This window comes from Streptomyces sp. NPDC102462 (genome assembly GCF_044765425.1).
Lineage (GTDB): Bacteria > Actinomycetota > Actinomycetes > Streptomycetales > Streptomycetaceae > Streptomyces.
On the sequence record NZ_JBIWKB010000023.1, the window covers coordinates 27,012 to 47,453 of the forward strand.

17 protein-coding genes and 1 pseudogene are annotated in these 20,442 nt (G+C 72.6%); 15 read left to right on the plus strand and 3 right to left on the minus strand.

Annotation, left to right across the window (positions count from 1 at the left end):
* Positions 1-17: 17 nt before the first annotated feature.
* Positions 18-458, minus strand: a complete 441-nt coding sequence (locus tag ACIRFL_RS20955; protein ID WP_351729755.1) for a cell division protein SepF — start codon at positions 456-458, stop codon at positions 18-20.
* A 312-nt stretch (positions 459-770) separates the two neighbouring features.
* On the opposite strand from ACIRFL_RS20955, the gene ACIRFL_RS20960 reads away from it, so the two are divergent.
* The 13 genes and pseudogenes from ACIRFL_RS20960 to ACIRFL_RS21020 all read left to right on the plus strand — a co-directional run bounded on the left by ACIRFL_RS20960 (position 771) and on the right by ACIRFL_RS21020 (position 17,373).
* Complete coding sequence (locus tag ACIRFL_RS20960) at positions 771-1,952, plus strand: DUF5685 family protein (protein ID WP_404030492.1); 1,182 nt, start codon at positions 771-773, stop codon at positions 1,950-1,952.
* A gap of 503 nt (positions 1,953-2,455) precedes the next feature.
* Positions 2,456-4,213, plus strand: a complete 1,758-nt coding sequence (locus tag ACIRFL_RS20965) for an FAD/NAD(P)-binding protein (RefSeq protein WP_404030348.1) — start codon at positions 2,456-2,458, stop codon at positions 4,211-4,213.
* Between the two features lie 192 nt (positions 4,214-4,405).
* Positions 4,406-5,479: an LLM class flavin-dependent oxidoreductase gene (locus ACIRFL_RS20970; protein WP_404030349.1), complete on the plus strand. Its 1,074-nt coding sequence runs from the start codon at positions 4,406-4,408 to the stop codon at positions 5,477-5,479.
* Positions 5,469-6,008 (plus strand): annotated as a pseudogene (locus tag ACIRFL_RS20975) (LLM class flavin-dependent oxidoreductase); the annotation flags it as partial. The gene ACIRFL_RS20970 and the pseudogene ACIRFL_RS20975, both read left to right, overlap by 11 nt.
* Positions 6,009-6,386: 378 nt before the next feature.
* On the plus strand, positions 6,387-7,292 hold the full coding sequence (locus ACIRFL_RS20980; protein ID WP_404030351.1) for a S1 family peptidase: 906 nt from the start codon (positions 6,387-6,389) through the stop codon (positions 7,290-7,292).
* Positions 7,293-7,432: 140 nt separating this feature from the next.
* On the plus strand, positions 7,433-8,236 hold the full coding sequence (locus tag ACIRFL_RS20985; protein WP_404030353.1) for a slipin family protein: 804 nt from the start codon (positions 7,433-7,435) through the stop codon (positions 8,234-8,236).
* Between the two features lie 233 nt (positions 8,237-8,469).
* Positions 8,470-9,549, plus strand: a complete 1,080-nt coding sequence (locus ACIRFL_RS20990) for a S1 family peptidase (protein ID WP_404030355.1) — start codon at positions 8,470-8,472, stop codon at positions 9,547-9,549.
* Between the two features lie 421 nt (positions 9,550-9,970).
* Positions 9,971-10,237 carry a hypothetical protein gene (locus tag ACIRFL_RS20995; RefSeq protein WP_404030356.1) on the plus strand — a complete coding sequence of 89 codons (267 nt, stop codon included), beginning with the start codon at positions 9,971-9,973 and terminating at the stop codon, positions 10,235-10,237.
* Positions 10,238-10,369: 132 nt separating this feature from the next.
* Entirely contained in the window at positions 10,370-11,179 is an 810-nt protein-coding gene (locus ACIRFL_RS21000; protein WP_404030358.1) for an ABC transporter ATP-binding protein, read from the plus strand.
* Positions 11,176-11,937, plus strand: coding sequence for an ABC transporter permease (locus ACIRFL_RS21005; protein WP_404030359.1), 762 nt, complete (start codon positions 11,176-11,178; stop codon positions 11,935-11,937). Before ACIRFL_RS21000 ends, ACIRFL_RS21005 begins: the two co-directional genes overlap by 4 nt.
* 15 nt (positions 11,938-11,952) lie before the next feature.
* Positions 11,953-12,747: a MerR family transcriptional regulator gene (locus ACIRFL_RS21010; protein WP_404030360.1), complete on the plus strand. Its 795-nt coding sequence runs from the start codon at positions 11,953-11,955 to the stop codon at positions 12,745-12,747.
* A gap of 154 nt (positions 12,748-12,901) precedes the next feature.
* On the plus strand, positions 12,902-16,402 hold the full coding sequence (locus ACIRFL_RS21015) for a DNA polymerase III subunit alpha (protein WP_404030361.1): 3,501 nt from the start codon (positions 12,902-12,904) through the stop codon (positions 16,400-16,402).
* Positions 16,399-17,373 carry a DNA polymerase thumb domain-containing protein gene (locus tag ACIRFL_RS21020; RefSeq protein WP_404030362.1) on the plus strand — a complete coding sequence of 325 codons (975 nt, stop codon included), beginning with the start codon at positions 16,399-16,401 and terminating at the stop codon, positions 17,371-17,373. The genes ACIRFL_RS21015 and ACIRFL_RS21020 overlap by 4 nt, the downstream gene beginning before the upstream one ends.
* A gap of 486 nt (positions 17,374-17,859) precedes the next feature.
* Here ACIRFL_RS21020 and ACIRFL_RS21025 read toward each other — a convergent pair whose 3' ends face one another.
* Positions 17,860-18,891, minus strand: a complete 1,032-nt coding sequence (locus ACIRFL_RS21025; RefSeq protein WP_404030495.1) for a lytic polysaccharide monooxygenase — start codon at positions 18,889-18,891, stop codon at positions 17,860-17,862.
* 183 nt (positions 18,892-19,074) lie between these two features.
* Between ACIRFL_RS21025 and ACIRFL_RS21030 the strand changes: the two genes are divergently transcribed.
* Entirely contained in the window at positions 19,075-19,524 is a 450-nt protein-coding gene (locus ACIRFL_RS21030) for a GNAT family N-acetyltransferase (protein ID WP_404030364.1), read from the plus strand.
* A gap of 17 nt (positions 19,525-19,541) precedes the next feature.
* Here ACIRFL_RS21030 and ACIRFL_RS21035 read toward each other — a convergent pair whose 3' ends face one another.
* Positions 19,542-19,676, minus strand: coding sequence for a hypothetical protein (locus ACIRFL_RS21035; protein ID WP_404030366.1), 135 nt, complete (start codon positions 19,674-19,676; stop codon positions 19,542-19,544).
* A gap of 138 nt (positions 19,677-19,814) precedes the next feature.
* Here ACIRFL_RS21035 and ACIRFL_RS21040 point away from each other — a divergent pair, with 138 nt between their 5' ends.
* Positions 19,815-20,426: a class I SAM-dependent methyltransferase gene (locus tag ACIRFL_RS21040; protein ID WP_404030367.1), complete on the plus strand. Its 612-nt coding sequence runs from the start codon at positions 19,815-19,817 to the stop codon at positions 20,424-20,426.
* Positions 20,427-20,442 lie beyond the last annotated feature (16 nt).

A 20,442-nucleotide genomic window follows, 5' to 3' on the forward strand; every position in this document is an offset into this window, starting at 1 on the left:
CGGTGAGCGGCCCTGCCTCAGCTCTGGTTGAAGAAGCCGTCCGAACGGTGCGCGGCCGGCTCGCCGCTGATGATCTCCGTGTCGGCGGGGGTGAGCAGGAAGACGCGGTTGGAGACGCGGTCGATGGAGCCACGCAGGCCGAAGATGAGCCCGGCCGCGAAGTCGACGACGCGCTTGGCGTCGGCGGCCTCCATGGCCGTGAGGTTCATGATGACCGGGACGCCCTCGCGGAACAGCTCGCCGATGGCGCGGGCGTCCCGGAAGCTGTCCGGGGTGACCGTGCCGATCCGGCGGCCCTTCTCCTCGGCGGTGTCCGAGGCCACCTTGACCCGCGGGTCGGTGACCCAGGCATCCCCGGGCTGCTCGGTCCCTTCGGAGTAGTCGTCGTCGTAGTAGCGCTCGTCATCGTTGTCGTCGACGAGGCCAAGCCAGGCACTCGCCTTGCGTACCGATCCCATGGACGCCTCCTCTCACAGCGGTCCTTCTTGCTTTCCGCACCCCTATGGTCGTCCATGATGCGGATGGCGCGCCAAGTGGATAGTCGCCGCGCGGGGGGTTTGTGACGCTACTGGTGCACGGCGCGTACGTCGAGAGCCCGGTCCCCCCAAGGGTCGTGCCTCGTACGGCTGCTGACTGTGAGTGAAATATGATTCTTCGCGGCGTATGGGTGAGAAGTGGTGCGTCCGGGTGAGCGGAGCGGACGATACGGACCGACGGTCGGCCGATACGATGCGGCGGTTCAACGTCGTATGAGCACACGGGGGGACGTCGTGTTCGGGATGGTACGGCCCTGCCGGCATCGGCTCGGCGAGGACTTCGAAGCCCAGTGGATGGCGCACTTGTGCGGGCTGTGTCTCGCGCTGCGCGGCGATCACGGGCAGTTCGCCCGCGTCGTGACGAACTACGACGGGCTGCTGCTCTCGGTTCTGACGGAGGCTCAGTCGGGCCCGGCGGGGACGAGCCGGCGCACGGCGGGGCCCTGCCCGCTGCGCGGGATGCGCACCGCCTCCGTCGCCCGGGGCGAGGGCGCACGGCTCGCGGCGGCCGTCTCGCTGGTGCTCGCCTCGGCCAAGGTGCGCGACCATGTCGCCGACGGGGACGGGCTGCTGGCGCGCCGTCCGGTGGCGCTCGCCGCGCGCCGGGTCGCCGCGAACTGGGGCCGGGCGGGCGCCCGCGGCGGATCGCTGGTCGGCTTCGACACCGGCATCCTCGTCGACGCCGTCGACCGGCAGGTGGGCATCGAGGCCCTGGCGGGCGTGGGCACGCCGATCCTGACCGTCACCGAACCGACCGAGACCGCGACCGCCGCGGCCTTCGCGCACACCGCCGTGCTGGCCGGCCGGCCGGGGAACGCCGCGCCGCTCGCGGAGGCCGGCCGGCTCTTCGGCCGGCTCGCGCATCTGCTGGACGCCGTGGAGGACCGGGCGGCCGACGCCGCGTCAGGTGCCTGGAACCCGCTCACCGCCACCGGCACCCCGCTCACCGAGGCCCGCCGCCTCGCCGAGGACGCGCTGCGCGGCATCCGGCTCGCCCTGCGCGAGGTGGAGTTCGTCGACGGCGGGCTCGCGCATCTGCTGCTCGCGCACGAGCTGCGGCGCTCGGTGGACCGGGCCTTCGGGACGGCATCCTGCGGGCACGCGCCCGAGGCCGCCTTCGGCCCCCCGCGGGCCCCGCAGCCGCCGGGCACCCCCTACGGGCCGCCCGGCGATCCCCTGGGCGGCGAGCCGCCGCGCCGCGACCGGCGCGGGATGTGGGCCGGGTGCGCGACAGCCCTCGGGCTGTGCTGCACCTGCAAGGTGTGCTGCGCCGACGAGTACGAAGGGCCGTGGTCGCGACAGCGGCGGGAGGGCCTGTGCAACAGCTGCGACTGCGACTGCAGCTGTGGCGACTGCTGCGGGGACAGTTGCGGCTGTGACTCTTGTGACTGCTGCGACTGCGGCTGCAATTGCTAGTCAACGGGTCCGGCGCGCGTGGATGTGCGTGTCGGGCAGCGGTCGTGGGTGAAAAGACGTGAACGGGGGGCGCGAGGGGAGGGGAGCGCGTGTGAAGACGACAAGCGAGGGAGAACGCGCGGGGCGCCCGCCGGCGGGCGGGCGCGCAGTGGGTCAGCTCAACAGGAAGAGGACCACACGCGACCGAAGTCGATGTGGGAGCGGGTGACCAGCCACTGCTGTGGACGCATGTGCCAAGTGGAACAGGTCCCCGGTTCCCCGTCAACCGACCTGAGACGTACCGCTCACAGTGTGGACAGCCTTGACAGCGGGCGGAAACGCCCGCGTACTCTCGGCGAACGGCCCTGCTGAGGGGCTCGGCCGTAGGCGCCGCGAGGCGCCGCGTGTGAAGACGCCCACCGTGTCCCAGCTATGTCACGGAGCCTTCGCATGCCATCCGACACCCTCAGTCAACTCCCCGCGGCACCCACGTTCCACCGCCCGTCCGGCACCGAGGCCCGCCGATGAGACGCGGCCTTGTGATCGTCGGGGCCGGGCCGCGGGGGACCGGTCTGCTGGAGCGCATAGCCGCCAACGCCCCCGAGCTGTACGCCGGTCAGGGCCTCGACATCCATCTGGTCGACCCCTGCCCGCCGGGCGCCGGACGCATCTGGCGCGCGGCGCAGTCCCCGCTGCTGTGGATGAACTCGCACGCCGAGGACGTCACCATGTTCACCGACGAGACCGTGCGGATGGCCGGCCCGGTGCGGGAGGGCCCCACCCTGCACGAATGGGCGGGGCTCGACGGCCGGACCTTCGCCGACCGGCAGCTCCAGGGCCGGTATCTGCGCTGGGTGTACGAGCGGGCCCTCGCCGATCTGCCCGCGGACGTCGCCGTCCACCACCACCCCCGGCGCGCCCTGCGGGTCAGCGGCCCGCCCGACGGACGCCAGCAGGTGTGGCTGGAGGGCCGCCCGCGCCCGCTGCTCGCCGATGCCGTGGTCCTCGCCCTCGGCCACCTGGACGCCGAACTCGACGACGAACAGGCCCACTTGGCGGCGTACGCCGAAGCCCACGGGCTGCTCCACCTGCCGCCCGACTTCACCGCCGACACCGACCTGTCCCCGCTCGGGGCCGGCGAACCCGTCCTGGTCCGCGGCTTCGGACTGGCCTTCATCGACCTGATGGTGCTGCTCACCGAGGGCCGCGGCGGACGGTACGAGGGCGATGTGTACCTGCCGTCGGGGCGTGAACCGGTGCTGTACGTCGGCTCCCGGCGCGGAGTGCCGTACCACTCGAAGATCGGTTACGACGTGACCGGCGAACGCCCCCCGCTGCCCCGCTTCTTCGGGCCCGCCGAGGTCGACGCGCTGCTCGCCCGGCCGGACGGCTTCGACTTCCGGCGGGATGTGTGGCCGCTGGTCGCGAAGGAACTCGGCTTCGCCCACTACCACCGGCTGTTCACCGCCCATCCCGAGCGGACGGCCGCCGCCTGGGCCGGCTTCGAGGAGAAGTACGCGGCAGCCCGGACCGCCGACGAGATACGCGCGCTGGTCGACGCCGCCGTGCCCGACCCCGCCGACCGGCTCCGCCTCGGCGCGCTCGACCGCCCCCTCGACGGGGTGCGCCTCGGCTCGCACGAGGAGTTCCAGGACTGGCTGCGCCGCTACGTCGAGGCCGACCTGGACCGCCGTCACGATCCGCGGCACAGCCAGGACCTGGCGGTGTTCCTCGCGCTGCTGTCCGTCTACGGGCAGCTGATCCGGCTCGGCGACGTCGGCCCCTGGTGGCACGGCTTCTTCAGCTACCTCGCCTCCGGGCCGCCCGGGCCCCGGCTGCGGCAGCTGCTCGCGCTGTCCCGGGCGGGCGTGGTCAGGTTCGTCGGCGCCGACATGAGCGTGACCGCCGAGGACGGGGTGTTCCGGGCCTCCTCCGCCACCGTGCCCGGCTTCCGTATCGAGGCGCGCGCCCTGGTGGAGGCCCGGCTGCCCGAACCCACCGTCGGGCGCGCCCGCGACGGCCTGCTGCGCGCCCTGCACGCCGACGGCGCCGTCGAGAGCCCCGACGGGCTGCTGCGGGTGGACCCCGCCGACGGACGGATCCTCGACACGGACGGACGGCCGCACCCCCGCCGGTTCGCGCTCGGGCCGTACACCGACGGCCGCACCCCCGGCGCCTTCACCCGACCGCGCACCGGCGGACCGGCGTTCCGGCAGAACGACGCCACCGCCCGCGCGGCCCTCGCCCTGCTGCGGGAGACGGCCAGTCGCGCCGCGGCGTAGGCCGTCCCGATCCAGCCGCCTTCACCAAGGGATCCACGTGAGGAGCGTCATGGCCGACAGCAGACCCGTGTCCAGGAGCTTCGGACGAGCCGGCGGCCGGGCTGCCGGACACCGTGCGGCACGAGCGGACGCGGGTCGTGCGCCGCGAGGTGCCCTGCGCCCGCCGGCCCGGCACAGGAAGGTTCTTCTCCCATGACCCCATCGTCCGGCCGGGGGCTGCTGCACCTGGCCGCCGCCGTCGACCAGCCGGGGGCGTACGACGCCGCCGCGTACACCGAACCGGCGCGGCTCGCCGAGCGCGGCGTGCTGGACTTCGTGACGCTCAAGGACGGCTTCGCGCGCCCCGGGCCCGACGCGCTCGCCGTCCTCGCCCGGGTGGCGCCGGAGACCCGGCGCATCGGGCTGGTGCCCACGGTGACCACCACGCACACCGAGCCCTTCCACCTCCAGGCGGCCGTCGCCACCCTCGATTGGGTCAGCCGCGGCCGGGCCGGCTGGTGGTTGGACGTCTCGGCCACCGAACGGGAGGCGCGCCTCGTCGGCCGCCGCCCCGCCGCATCCGCTGCCGCGCTGTGGCGCAAGGCCGGTGAAGTCGCCGACGTGGCCGCGCGGCTGTGGGACAGCACGGAGGAGGACGCCGGGGCGCCGGACCCGGCGAGCGGCCACCGGGGTGGTCGGCACCCCGTCGACTTCACCGGCTCGGCCTTCTCGGTCCGGGGGCCGTCGACCGTGCCGCGCCCGTCCCAGGGGCACCCCGTGCGCGTGGTCGACGCCACCGAGGTGCCCGCCCGGTCCACGGCCGCCCGGTACGCCGACGTGGCGCTGGTGCGGGCGGCCGACTGTACCCAGGCGGCCGCCGTGCGCGAGGAACTGCGGTCGGGCGCGGCCCGGTTCGGACGTGACCCGCGGACGCTGCGGGTCCTGGCGAGCCTCGTCGTCGACCTCGGGGGCGGCGAGGTCACCGCGGAGCCCGGCTGGGGGTCCCTGCTGCCCGGCCGGGGGCACGGGCGCCGCGGCGGCACCCGGCGGGGCGCGCAGGGGCCGCCGCTGTACCGCGGGGGCCCCGTCGCCCTGGCCGAACTGATCGCCGCCTGGCACGGGCAGGGGGCCGTGGACGGCTTCCACCTGGTTCCCGCCGAGCCGCGCCGCGATCTGGAGCGGCTGGTCAACGGCACCGTGGTGCTGCTCCAGCACCGCGGTCTGTTCCGCACCTTCTACCCGGGCAGCACGCTGCGGGAGCACCTGGGCCTGGCCCGGCCCGCTTGAGGCGGCCCGCGCCTTCTACGCCGATGTGAAGCGCCGTCTGCGCGGGTACGGCCGGGCACCGGACGACCTGAAGGTCATGCCCGCCGTCGGTGTCGTCCTCGGCGACACCGCGGCCGAGGCCCGGGAGAGGGCCGCCGAACTCATCGGTCCACCCGTGCCACAGCCGACCGACCGGGACGCATGGACCGCCGACGACGCGTGGACCGACCGGGATGCGCGGACCGCCGACGGCGCGTCGACGGGCACCGGCGGGCGGACCGTCACCCGGGCGCGGACCGTGTTCGAGGCGGGCCGGCGCCCGTGCTTCGTCGGCACCCCGGAGGCGGTCGCCGCCGAACTCGACGCCTACGTACGGCGGGACGCCGCGGACGGCTTCGTCCTCGTACCGCATGTCGTGCCCGGCGCTCTGGAGGAGTTCGTGGACCGGGCGGTGCCGCTGCTCCAGGAGCGCGGCGCGTTCCGCACGGAATACCGGGGCGCCACGCTCCGCTCACACCTGGGGCTCGGCGCCCCGGCATGGAAGGACTGACGCCAACGACGACCATTCCGGAGGGGTGACTTCCGGACATTCCCGTGAAGTGGGTGGCGGACGGTGCTGCGGTTGTGCTTGCCGCCGCCGAGGCCGAGACGGACCGGCCCTGGACGGGCGACCGTTCGCGGGTGCGGCGGGGCCCGGCGACGGCAAAACGGGGTGCTCGGGACATGAGCGGGCCAACAACGCGCAAAGGCCGGTCAAAGGCTGACGGCCGAAAGGCACCCTTGCGCCGACCGGCCGTTCGGCCGAATACTCCCCCTCAGCGCTTGTCAGGAGCATGCCGCGTCCGCAATCCGGGCCCATGCCGCTGACTGCGCCTCACGGGCCCCGACCCCACGCGGGCCCCCGACTTCCCCTGGGAGGGAACGAAACGTGAGGAACAAGCGCACCACCCCCCGTGGCGGTATCGCGAGACGGACCCGGCTGATCGCCCTGGCCTCCGGCTTCGTGGCCGCCGCAGCGTTCGCCGCCCCCACCGCCAGCGCGAGCGACGTCCAGACCTTCAGCGCCAACCAGCTCACCAAGGCGAGCGATTCCGTCCTCAAGGCCGACATAGCCGGCACGGCCTGGGCGGTCGACAGCAAGACCAACCGCGTCGTCGTCACCGCCGACAGCACCGTCTCCCAGGCCGAGATCGCCAAGATCAAGGAGCAGGCGGGAGCCAACGCCGGTGCCCTGACGGTCAAGCGCACCCCGGGCAAGTTCAACAAGCTGATCTCCGGCGGCGATGCCATCTACGCGAGTAGCTGGCGCTGCTCGCTGGGCTTCAACGTCCAGGACAACAGCGGCAACTACTACTTCCTGACCGCCGGTCACTGCACCGACGGCGCGGGCACCTGGTGGTCGAACTCCGGGCACACCACCACGCTCGGCACCACGGCCGGCTCGTCGTTCCCCGGCAACGACTACGGCATCGTGCGCTACACCAACAGCTCGGTCGCCAAGTCGGGCACCGTCGGCAGCGTGGACATCACCAGCGCGGCCACGCCGTCCGTCGGCACCACCGTCTACCGGCGCGGCTCGACCACCGGCACCCACAGCGGCCAGGTCACCGGGCTCAACGCGACGGTCAACTACGGCGGCGGCGACATCGTCAGCGGTCTCATCCAGACCACGGTCTGCGCCGAGCCCGGTGACTCCGGCGGCCCGCTGTACTCCAACAGCGGCATCGCCTACGGCCTGACGTCCGGCGGCAGCGGCAACTGCTCCTCCGGCGGCACGACCTTCTTCCAGCCGGTCACCGAGGCCCTGAGCGCCTACGGGGTCCACGTCTTCTGACGCCCGCGCGACGGCCTTCGCACCACCGGCCCCCGCACGCAACCGGCGTGCGGGGGCTCCCTCTTGTCCGTCCACCGGGGTTACCTTCGAAGGGCGGGGGTGCTCTCCCGGCACCCCCCTTCGGACCCCTGGGGGCCGGCATGGTCGAGGAGTTGGTGGCGGCGGGGGCGGCCCTCGTGTCCGCCGGTGCGGTGTACGTGATGGCGGCGGCGCGGGTCGTCAAACAGTACGAGCGCGGTGTGGTGTTCCGGCTCGGCCGGCTCCGCCCCGAGGTCCGCGGACCGGGACTCACCCTGGTCGTCCCGTTCGTGGACCGGCTGCGCAAGGTGAACATGCAGATCGTCACGATGCCCGTGCCCGCCCAGGAGGGCATCACCCGCGACAACGTGACCGTACGGGTGGACGCCGTCGTCTATTTCCAGGTGATCTCGCCCGCCGACGCGGTCGTCCGGGTCGAGGACTACCGGTTCGCGGTCTCGCAGATGGCGCAGACCTCGCTGCGGTCCATCATCGGCAAGAGCGAGCTGGACGATCTGCTGTCCAACCGGGAAAACCTCAACCAGGGCCTGGAGTTGATGATCGACAGCCCGGCCGTGGAGTGGGGCGTCAGCATCGACCGGGTCGAGATCAAGGACGTGTCGCTGCCCGAGACCATGAAGCGGTCCATGGCCCGGCAGGCCGAGGCGGACCGCGAGCGGCGGGCCCGGGTCATCAACGCGGACGCCGAACTGCAGGCGTCGAAGAAGCTGGCGGAGGCGGCGCAGCAGATGGCCGACACTCCCGCCGCGCTGCAACTGCGGCTGCTGCAGACGGTGGTGGCGGTGGCCGCCGAGAAGAACTCCACGCTGGTACTGCCCTTCCCGGTGGAGCTGCTGCGGTTCCTGGAGAAGGCGCAGCAGCAACTGCCCCAGGCGCCCGGAGGGTCGAGTTCCGGCCAGGGGTGAAAGTCACCGTCCGCCGAACAGTTACTCGCACGTAGTGTTTGCGGTGCGAATCTCCTGCGACGACGGTGCGCGGTCGAAACGGTGGGGGCGTGCGCGGCCGTCGTACGCGCGTCCTGAAGTCGACCTTGTGTGCTCCCTGTGGGCCTCGGAATAGTAGGCGCCCGTCAACCAGCCTTCCGGCCCGTGAGGTCCCCACTACCTCTTCGGGTCATCCCCCCACAGGAGGACGTGAGTTGAAGCACCGACGCATACCCAGGCGGCGGATCGCCGTGGCGGGCGCGGGAATCGCCGCACTGGTCGCAGCGGGTGTCACCTTCCAGACTGCGAACGCCAGCGAGCCTGCGAAGAGCGCCGCGCCCCAGGTCCTGTCGGCCCCGGCGGCCGGAAAGCTCGCCTCCGCGCTCCTGCGCGACCTCGGTGGCGACAGCGCGGGCAGCTACTACGACGCGCAGGCCAAGCACCTCGTGGTCAACGTGCTCGACGAGAGCGCGGCCCGGGCCGCCGAGGCGGCCGGCGCCAAGGCCAGACTCGTCGCCAACTCGCTCGCCGAACTCGACGGCGCCCGGGCGACGCTGAAGCGGGACGCGACCGTGCCCGGTACCTCCTGGGCGATCGACCCGGTCGGCAACAAGGTCGTCGTCACCGCCGACCGCACCGTCTCCAAGGCCGCCTGGGCCAAGCTCGCCGAGGTGGTCGACGGGCTCGGCGGCACGGCCGAACTCCAGCGGTCCAAGGGGGAGTTCAAGCCCTTCATCGCGGGCGGCGACGCCATCACCGGCCCGGGCGGGCGCTGCTCGCTCGGCTTCAACGTGGTCAAGGACGGGCAGCCGTACTTCCTGACCGCCGGGCACTGCACCGAGGCCATCTCCACCTGGTCGGACTCGTCCGGCACCGTGATCGGCCAGAACGAGCAGTCCAGCTTCCCGGGCAATGACTACGGTCTGGTGAAGTACACCGCGGACGTCGACCATCCGAGCGAGGTCGACCTCTACGACGGATCCGCCCAGCAGATCACCGGCGCGGCCGAGGCCACCGTGGGCATGAGCGTGACCCGCAGCGGCTCGACCACCCAGGTGCACTCCGGCACCGTGACCGGTCTGAACGCCACCGTGAACTACCAGGAGGGCACGGTCAGCGGTCTCATCCGGACCGATGTGTGCGCCGAGCCAGGTGACAGCGGCGGCTCACTGTTCTCCGGAAGCAGCGCCATCGGCCTCACCTCCGGCGGCAGCGGCGACTGCACCTCCGGCGGCGTGACCTTCTTCCAGCCGGTCACGGAGGCGCTGTCAGCAACCGGCACCACGATCGGCTGAGCCACCTCACCCCCACGCAGAAGTCCCGCCCCACACGGGGGGCGGGACTTCTGCCGATGGTCCGGTCGTCCTCGCTGCTTTGGTGCGGCGTTGCGCACGGCGCGGTGGCGAACGTCCCCGGAGACGTCCTGGGGTACACCTGCCCGGGCGGCGGGCGGCGGGCGGCGGGCGGTTCAATGAACTCATGATGCGTAGAGGAACGTCATCCGCCGCTGCCGTCGTCGGTGTTGTCGTTTGCGTGTGTGCCGCTCTCACGTCGTGTTCATCGGATTCTTCGGACGGGTCGACCGCTGAGGTCCGGCCCAGCAGGTCCGGATCCAGGCCGGCGTCCGAGTCCACAGGGACGGCCACGCCGTCTCCCTCGCCGTCCGGGCCGTGTGCTGACGGAACGTGCGAGATCAAGGTCGTCGTGGGAGACGTCGTGACAGTGCCGGAAAGGTACGGCCTCGGGCCGATCAAGGTGACGGCGATTGCCGACGGCAAGGTCGACATGGCCGCCCAGGTGACAGGCTCGGGCTACAGCGTTTCGGGCTGTTCCGGTGGCGGCGGCGTGTCGTCGGAGGGCGCAGGCGGTGTCGGGTTCAGCTGCGGCGAGGGACCCGCCGCGACCATCAACAACGCCATGAGCCTGAAGGTCGTCGACATCCGTGACGCGGCCGCCGTCCTCGACATCGAACCTGCCGGGTGATGCGGGGCCGGGCCCGGGGAACGGTGACTGGTCGGAGCCGGCTTGACCTTGACGCTGGGTCAACCCTCCATCCTTCCGGCAGGGCTGTCCGCGCAGCCGCGTGGGACAGCTCCGCAAAGGAGGCAGATGACCATGACGGCCCAGACGATCGCCGGTCCGGCGATGCGCGTGCAGGGTCTTGAGAAGTCGTACGGGAAGCTCGAAGTGCTGCGCGGTGTGGACTTCGACGTGGCGCCGGGCAGCATCTTCGCCCTGCTCGGCTCCAACGGGGCGGGCAAGACCACGACCGTGAGGATCCTCGCCACGCTCCTGAAGGCCGACGCGGGGACGGCGAGCGTCAATGGCTTCGACGTCGCCACGCAACCGGCGAACGTGCGGGAGTCCATCAGTCTCACCGGGCAGTTCGCGGCCGTCGACGAGATCCTCAGCGGTCGGGAGAACCTTGCCCTCGTCGCCAGGCTGCGCCACCTCAAGGACCCGGGCGCGATCGCGGATGACCTGCTGAGGCGTTTCTCGCTGACCGAGGCGGGCGCGCGGAAGGTGTCCACGTATTCGGGTGGGATGCGCCGCCGACTGGACATCGCGATGAGCCTCATCGGGAATTCGCCGGTGATCTTCCTGGACGAGCCGACGGCCGGGCTCGACCCCGAGGCGCGCATCGAGGTGTGGGATGCGGTCAAGGAGCTGGCCGGCCACGGAACGACGGTGCTGCTCACCACGCAGTATCTGGAAGAGGCCGAGCAACTGGCCGACCGGATCGCGATCCTCCACCAGGGTCGGATCATCGTGAACGGCACCCTCGCCGAGCTCAAGCAGCTCTTCCCGCCCGCCACGGTCGAATACGTCGAGAAGCAGCCGACTCTGGAGGAGATCTTCCTCGCGGTCATCGGCGGCGGCGACAAGAGCGACGCCGTTGGCACGACAACCGGGGGACAAGGATGACCGCGTACTTCTTCAGCGACACTGCCGCGCTCACGGGGCGGACCCTGCGCCATGTCACACGCAGCATGGACACCATCATCACGACCGTCATCACGCCGGTCGCCATGATGCTGATGTTCGTCTACGTGTTCGGCGGCGCCATTGACACCGGGTCGGTTCCGTACGTGAACTACATGTTGCCCGGCATCCTGCTGATGACCATCGCCTCGGGCATCTCCTACACCGCGTACCGGCTGTTCACCGATGTGAAGAGCGGGATCTTCGAGCGATTCCAGTCCATGCCGATCGCGCGGTCGGGTGTGCTGTGGGCCCATGTCGTCACCTCTCTGGTCGCCAACCTGATCGCGCTCGTGCTCGTCGTGGGCGTCGCTGTGCTCATGGGCTTCCGCTCAAAGGCAGGAGTGCCGGCATGGCTCGCGGTCGCCGGGATCCTGCTCTTGTTCACCCTGGCGCTGACCTGGCTCGCCGTGATCCCCGGGCTCTCCGCGTCGTCGGTCGAGGGAGCGGGCGCGTTCGCCTACCCGCTCATCTTCCTGCCGTTCGTCAGCTCGGCGTTCGTGCCCACAAGGACGATGCCCGGCCCGGTGCGCTGGTTCGCCGAGCATCAGCCGGTGACGTCGATCGTCGACACGATCCGTGCTCTGTTCGCAGGGCAGCCGGTCGGCGATGACATCTGGATCGCGCTCGGCTGGTGTGTGGGCATCCTCGTCGTGGCGTACGTCTTCGCGATGATCGCCTATCGCCGGAAGATCGCCTGAGGCAGGCTGGGACCCATGCTCACCATCAGCCGGCTGGCGGCGCACGCGGGGGTGACGGTACGGGCGGTACGCCACTACCACAAGATCGGGCTGCTGCCCGAGCCCGAGCGCGACCGGTCCGGGTACCGGACCTATGACGCTGCCGCGGTCGTGCGACTGATCCGGATCCACACCCTGGCCGATGCCGGTGTGCCGCTGGCCAGGGTGCAGGAACTCCTCGACGCCGGCCCGGAGGAGTTCGCCGCCGGCGTCCAGGAGGTCGACAAGGAACTGCGTGCCGAGATCCGGCGGCTGCAGGAGACCCGCAGACGGCTTGCCCGGCTTGCCGCCGGAGAGCACCTGGCGCTCCCGCAGGGCGTCGTGGACTACCTCGACCGGCTGCGCGGTCTCGGCGTCGAGGAGCGGTACATCGAGATGGAGCGGGATGCCTGGATCATGATCGCCGCCCAGGTGCCCGACCTGATCGACGCCGTGATCGTCAAGAAGCACGAGGAACTGGACGATCCCGACATGGTGAAGCTCTACAGCCTTCTCGGCGGGTCACTCGACTGGCCGGCCGACGATCCGCGGTTCGTCGAGGTCGCCGACCTCCTGGAGCGCCTGATGATTCGTGCCGTCGAGGCCGGCGAGGTGGGTGACGACGGCTTCGACGACCAGTTCGTCGCCCTGATGGACTCGGCCGTGCTCCAGTCCGCACCGGGCGCCGCGCGGTTGTTGGCGATCCTGGAGGAGCGGGGCTGGAGGGGCTGGACCCGCATCGAGCGAGTGCCTGCCGACCGACTCAAGACTTATCTGCAGCCACCGTCCTGAGGTGGCGGGTCACGGAGCTGGACGGCGTTTGTGCAGGTGAGGGGCGCCCGGGTGGGTGTCGTACAGATGTTCGGGAATGGGGGTATGGTGGGGTGCGAGGGTAGGGAACTGATGTTCGAGAGTCGGTCGGGGCTCACGAGTGCGGGAGGTGCGTGTGCCGGGTTTCACGCATCTGCACACCGTCTCCGGATTCTCCCTGCGCTACGGCGCCTCGCACCCGGAGCGGCTGGCCGAGCGCGCCGCCGAGCGCGGCATGGACGCCCTCGCCCTCACCGACCGCGACACCCTCGCCGGCGCGGTCCGCTTCGCCAAGGCCTGCGCCGGGGCGGGCGTCCGGCCGCTGTTCGGCGTCGAACTGGCGGTGGGCGAGCCGGAGGCGGTACGGCGGGCGCACCGCCGCGCGCCGGTGCGCGGCGGTGCCTTCATCGACGAGTCGGCACCCCGGGTGACCTTCCTCGCCCGGGACGGCGCCCACGGCTGGGCCGACCTGTGCCGACTGGTCACCGCGGCCCACTCCCCGACGCACCCGGCCCCGTCCGGGCGGGATGCGCACCGGACCGCGGGCACCCCGCTGCTGCCCTGGTCGGGCAATCACGGCGACGGCCTGACCGTGCTGCTCGGCCCCGCCTCCGACGTCGGCCGCGCCCTCGCCGCGGGCCGCCCGGACCGCGCCGCCCGGCTGCTCGGTCCCTGGCGCGAGATCTACGGCGACGCCCTGCGCCTCGAGGTCGTCTGGCACGGCCGCACCGGCACCGGACCCGGCTCCCTGCGGCTGGCCGCCCGCGCCGTCGGCTTCGCCGCCGAACAGCGGATCCGGCCGGTGCTCAGCAACGCCGTCCGGTACGCCGACCCCGGGCAGGGCCCGGTCGCCGACGTCCTGGACGCGGCCCGCCGGCTGGTCCCGATCGACCCGGCGAAGGAACGGGACTCCGGCGAGGCATGGCTGAAGGACGCGGACGCCATGCTGGGCGTCGCCGAGCGGATCGTGACAGCCGCGGGCTACCGCCGTGACACCGCCCACCGCCTGCTGGAGCAGACCCGGGCCACGGCCGCCGACTGCCGGGTCGACCCCGAGGACGACCTCGGCATCGGCAGCGTCCACTTTCCCGAGCCGCACCTCGTCGGCGCAGGCCGCCGCACCGCCCAGCGGGCCCTGGCCTCCCGGGCGGCGGCGGGCATGGTGCTGCGCGGCTACACCGGCCGACGCGCCTACTGGGAGCGGATGCACCACGAGCTGGACATCATCGCCCACCACGGCTTCGCCTCCTACTTCCTGACGGTCGCTCAGGTCGTCGACGACGTACGGGAGATGGGTATCCGGGTCGCCGCGCGCGGCTCCGGTGCGGGCTCCCTCGTCAACCATCTGCTCGGCATCGCGCACGCCGACCCGATCGAGCACGGGCTGCTGATGGAGCGCTTCCTGTCGAAGGAGCGGGTCGTGCTGCCCGACATCGACATCGACGTGGAGTCCGCGCGCCGCCTGGAGGTCTACCGCGCGATCATCGACCGGTTCGGCACCGAGCGGGTGGCGACCGTCGCCATGCCGGAGACGTACCGGGTACGCCATGCGATCCGGGACGTGGGCGCGGCCCTGTCCATGGACCCGGCCGACATCGACCGCATCGCCAAGTCCTTCCCGCACATCCGTGCCCGCGACGCCCGCGCGGCCCTGGCCGAACTGCCCGAACTGAGGCGGCTGGCCGGGGAGTCGAAGCGGGACGCCGAGCGGTACGACCGGCTGTGGGACCTGGTCGAGTCGCTCGACGCCCTGCCCCGCGGGGTCGCCATGCACCCGTGCGGGGTGCTGCTGTCCGACGCCTCCCTGCTCTCCCGTACGCCGGTCGTGCCGACCAGCGGCGAGGGGTTCCCGATGGCGCAGTTCGACAAGGACGACGTGGAGGACCTGGGGCTGCTCAAGCTCGATGTGCTGGGCGTGCGGATGCAGTCGGCGATGGCGCACGCGGTCGCCGAGGTGGAGCGGGCGACGGGGGAGCGGATCGATCTGGACGCGGTCGCGCAGGGCGATCCGGCGACTTATCGACTCATCCGCTCCACCGAGACGCTGGGCTGCTTCCAGATCGAGTCGCCGGGCCAGCGGGACCTGGTGGGGCGGCTCCAGCCGGCCGACTTCCACGACCTGGTCGTCGACATATCGCTGTTCCGGCCAGGACCGGTCGCCGCCGACATGGTGCGGCCGTTCATCGAGGCACGGCACGGACGGGCGCCGGTCCGCTACCCGCACCCGGACCTGGAGAAGCCGCTGCGCGACACCTACGGGGTCGTCGTCTTCCACGAGCAGATCATCGACATCGTCGCCATCATGACCGGCTGCGGGCGGGGCGTGGCGGACCAGGTGCGGCGCGGGTTGTCCGAGCCGGAGACGCAGGGCCGGATCCGGGTGTGGTTCGCCCGGCACGCGGCGGAGCGCGGATACGACGCAGAAACGATCCAGCGCACCTGGGAGATCGTCGAGGCGTTCGGTTCGTACGGCTTCTGCAAGGCGCACGCGGTGGCGTTCGCCGTACCGACGTACCAGTCGGCGTGGCTGAAGGCGCATCACCCGGCCGCCTTCTACGCCGGGCTGCTCACCCATGACCCCGGGATGTATCCGAAGCGGTTGCTGCTGGCGGACGCGCGACGGCGCGGGGTGCCGATCCTGCCGTTGGACGTGAACCGGTCCGGGGTCACCCATCGCATCGAACTGGTGTCTGAATCGGGCGGGTCGGCCACGCCCGAACGGGCTGCGTCCCGCGGGCGTTGGGGACTGCGGCTCGCCCTCTGTGACGTGCACGGCATCAGCGAGGCCGAGGCGGCACGGATCGCGGACGGACAGCCCTACGCCTCCCTGCTGGACTTCTGGGAGCGGGCCCGGCCCAGCAGGCCACTGGCCGGGCGGCTCGCTCAAGTGGGCGCGTTGGACGCGTTCGGCGCCAACCGCCGGGACCTGCAACTCCATCTGGCCGAGCTGCACCGGGGCGCCCGCAGCGGCGGCGGTGGCCAACTCCCTCTGGCCGGCGGCCGCAAGACCGCCTCCGCCGGGCTGCCCGACCTCACCTCGGCGGAACGGCTCAGCGCCGAACTGGGTGTGCTGTCCATGGACGCCTCGCGCAATCTGATGGACGACCACCGGGAGTTCCTGAGGGAGTTGGGCGTGGTTTCCGCGCGCCGGCTGCGGGAGACACCGCACGGCGAGACCGTACTGGTCGCGGGCGCCAAGGCGGCCACCCAGACCCCGCCGGTCCGCTCCGGCAAACGCGTCATCTTCACCACCCTGGACGACGGCACGGGCCTGGTCGACCTCGCCTTCTTCGACGACTCCCACGACGCCTGCGCGCACACCGTCTTCCACTCCTGGCTGCTGCTGGTGCGCGGGGTGGTGCAGCGGCGCGGCCCGCGCAGCCTCAGCGTGGTGGGCGCCGCAGCCTGGAACCTCGCCGAACTCGTCGAACTGCGCGCCGAGGGCGGGCTCGACCAGGTGGCGGCGCGGCTGGCGGAGCCCGCGCCACGGGCTGAGGCGGCCCCTTCGGCGCCCGGCCGGACCATCCGCATGGCCACGGGGTACGAGATGCACCCCTGGGCCGATCTGCGTCCCGCGGGCGAGGACCCGGCGGGGGGAAAGAAGTTGTGGCACCAGAGTCCGGGGAGTGCGGGATGACCATTCTCTGCGTACGTTTCCAGCTGCCTCCGATGTACGAGGCGGCCCTGCCGGGGCTGCTCGGGCTGCTGGAGGAGTTCACCCCGGTCGTCGAGGCGCTGCCGCCGGACGGGGCACTGGCCGATCTGCGGGGCGCCGAGCGGTACTTCGGCCGAAGCGCCGTCGACCTGGCGGCCGTGATCCGGGTCCGCGCCCTCGCGCTGTACGGCGTCGACTGCGCGATCGGCGCCGGGCCGGGCCCGCTGCTGGCCCGCATGGCGCTGCGGGACGCCCGGCCCGGGGTGACCGGGGCCGTCCCCGAAGGCCCGGACGGCGCCGCGGAGTTCCTTGCCGACCGGCCCGTCGGCGCGCTCCCCGGGGTCGGCGCGGCCACCGCCCGCACCCTGTGCGGGTACGGACTCGACACCCTGGGCCGGGTCGCCGCCGCACCGCTGTCCACGCTCCAGCGGCTGGTCGGCGCGAAGGCGGGCCGCGAGCTGCACGAGAAGGCGAACGGCATCGACCGCGGCCGGGTCGTCCCGAACGCGGTATCCCGCTCCCTCGTGGCCGAACACCCCTTCCCCCTCGACGAGTTGGACCCCGACCGACACCGTCGTGCGCTGCTCTCGGCCGCCGGTGAACTGGGCGCACGGCTGCGCGCCCTGGAGAAGGTCTGCCGCACCCTGACCCTCACCGTGCGCTACGCCGACCGCACCTCGACCACCCGCAGCCGCACCCTCAAGGAGCCGACCGCACACTCGCCGGCCCTGACGCGGGCCGCGTACGGCATGTACGAGGCCCTGGGTCTGCAACGCGCCCGGGTCCGCGCGCTCGTCCTGCGCGCGGAGGGCCTTGCCCCGGCCGAACAAGCCTCCTGGCAGCTCACCTTCGACGCGGTGGACGAGAAGGTCCGCCGGATCGAGGAGGTGGCCGACCGAGCACGAGCAAAGTTCGGCCCCCAAGCAGCCCTCCCCGCCACCCTGGCCTCCTGACCCACCCCCCGGGTCGGCGCCCCAAAGGAGCGCGGGGAACTGCGCACTCAACCACGACGCTGCCGCACCCGGGCGACGGCGTGACGTTTTACGGCGGGCGTCCGGGCCCCAAGGGGGCGCGGGGAACTGCGACGCTGCTGCACTCGGGTGACGGCGTGACGCTTCACGGCGTGTGGCCGACGTGGCCGCGAGGGCACGGTGGCGGGTTGGCGCCCTGAAGGGGCGCGGGGAACTGCGCGCTCAGCCACGACGCAGCCGCACTCGGGTGACGGCGTGACGCTTCACGGCGTGTGGCCGACGTGGCCGCGAGGGCACGGTGGCGGATTGGCGCCCTGAAGGGGCGCGGGGAACTGCGCGCTCAACCACGACGCAGCCGCACCCGGCGACGGCATGACGCCCCACGGTGGGTAGCTGACCCGACCGGGAGGGCACGGTGGGTCCGGGGTCCGACCGGACTGAGCCGCCGGTCGGACCCCGGAGGTCCGTTCAGTGACCGCGCCGGCCCCCCGCCGCGCGCCGCCGTACCGACAGGAACAGCGCCGCGGAGCCCAGCGACAGCACCGCCGCACCACCGGCCGCCAGATACGGCGTACCGCCGTCCGCCCCGGTCTCGGCCAGGTTCGCCGAGGCACCCGCGGCCTTGGGCTCGTTGGCCGAGGCGCCGCCCGCGGCCGTCGCCGGCTCCGCCGATGTGCCCGCGTCGTCGTCCCCGTGGCCATGGTGCTCGACCGTCGACTTGTCGGCACCGGCCGCGATCTGCTTCTCGGACGGCGCAGACCCACTCGGCGCAGACCCACTCGGCACGGACGTGTCGGCACCGCCGCCACCGCCACCGCCACCCGTCCCCGAACCCCCGCCGCTGCCACCGCCGTTCGCGCTCCCGCCGCCGAAGGTGACGTCGGAGCAGGAGTAGAACGCCTCCGGGCTGTCCGAGCGCTGCCAGATCGCGTACAGCAGCTGCCGGCCGGAGCGTTCGGGGAGCGTGCCGGAGAACGTGTAGAAGCCGCCCGAGGCCACCGGGTCGGTGGCCGTCGCGACCGGGTGCGCCAGGTCCAGGTCGGCCCAGGCGAGCGGCTTGGCCGGGTCGTAGCCCGGCTTGGTGAGGTAGACGTCGAACCTGCCCTTGTGCGGCGCTGTCACCCGGTACTTGAAGGTGTACGAGCCGCTGCGCACGCCCGTCGCGGGCCAGTCCGCGCGGGCCAGATCGAGCCCCTTGAACTCGTCGTTGTTCGCGCTGCACAGCCGGCCGTCCGGGATCAGCGCCTGGTGCCGGCCGCCCGCGTCGCCGATCCGGATGCCGTTCCAGTCGTAGAGCGCCTGGGTGCCGCCGGCCGCGACCGCCGCACGGCAGGCCGCAGAGCCGGGGCTCTCCGGTCCCTCCGCGTAGCACTGCGACACCCGGCTGACGGGGTCGCCCATCGAGCCGTGCGCGGCGGCCGGCGCGGCGGCGAGCGCGGTCAGGGCGAGCGGTGCCGCGCCGAGGACGGCGACGGCCGCGGCCGTACGGCGTGCGGGCACCTGGCGGCGTACGGGCATGGGGGAACTCCTACGGTCTTCGGGGGTGGGGTCGATCCCGCGGGGGGCGATCAGAAACTAGCCCGAAGAAACCGGGAAATCGCCTGCTGGAGGCGGTCGGGGGAGATCCTTATGGTCCGCTTAAGGGACTGCTCAGGCTGCGCTCAGGCAGGTACCGTGCGCGCCATGACCAACGACGCCGTCCGCCCCGCGCACGCCGCCGACGTACCGGCGGTCCGTGCCGTCACCGACGCGGCCTACCGCCCCTACATCGAGCGCATCGAGGTGGTGCCGCAGCCCATGGAGGCGGACCACGCGGCGAACGTCGCCCAGGGGAAGGTGTTCGTCACCGGCGATCCCGTCATCGGCCTGGTCGTGGTCGAGGCGCGCCCGGACCACCTCTTCCTCGACAGCATCGCCGTGCGTCCTGACGCGCACGGCCGGGGCGTCGGGCGCCGGCTGCTGCGATTCGTGGACGCACACGCGCGTGCGCGGCAACTGCCCGAGATCAGGCTCTACACGAACGCCCTGATGTGGGAGAACCGCAGGATCTACCCGAAGTACGGATACGAGGAGGTGGAGCGGCGCGTGGACGGCCCCTACGACCGCGTCCACTACCGCAAGCGGCTGGAGTGATGTGGGCCGCCGAACGGTCAGCCGTCCGGCCACCAGGTGCGGGCGATGTCCTCGCGGACCTCCCGGCGCCCCGCGGGGCGCGCCTCGGCTTCCTCGCGGACCCGGCGGGTGTCCGACTTCTTCAGGGGCTTCTGCACGGTCGCGCGGCGCATGGCTGCCTCCTTCGGGGCCTGCCGGAATCCGCGCTTCCGCGGTGGCGGGCCCTTGCGGCGAGGGTGGCTCATCGGCGGTGGTCTGTCAGTGGCGGCTGTCACGCCCGGACTGTCAGTGGCGGGTGTCACCCTGGGGGCATGACGGACGAGAGCGACCGCGGGACGGCGGCGGGCGTCGACTGGGACGCCGCCGCGACCTTCGACGACGAGCCGGACCACGGGCTGCGCGACCCCGAGGTGCGCGCGGCCTGGGCCGCCAGACTCCGCGCCTGGCTGCCCGGGCGCCCAGCCGACGTGCTCGACCTCGGCTGCGGCACCGGCAGCCTTGCGCTCCTCGCCGCCGAGCGGGGCCACCGCGTCACCGGCGTCGACCTGTCCCCGGCGATGGTGGACCTGGCCCGCGCCAAGACGGCGGGGCGCGACGCGGTGTTCCTGGTCGGCGACGCGGCCACGCCCCCGGTGGGGGAGTGGCGCTTCGACGCCGTCCTCGTCCGGCATGTGCTGTGGACGCTGCCCGGACCCGCCCGCGTGCTGCGGCACTGGAGCGGGCTGCTGCGGCCGGGCGGACGGCTGGTGCTGGTCGAGGGCGTGTGGGGGACGCTCTCCCCGGTCGGCATACCCGCCGCCCGGCTGACCGCGCTCCTGGAACCGCTCGTCTCCCAGGTGCGCGTGGACCCGCTGTCCCACGAGCCCGCGCTGTGGGGCGGCCCCGTGACGGACGAGCGGTACGCGGTGGTGGCGACGGTATGACCCGGGCCGGCGGCGG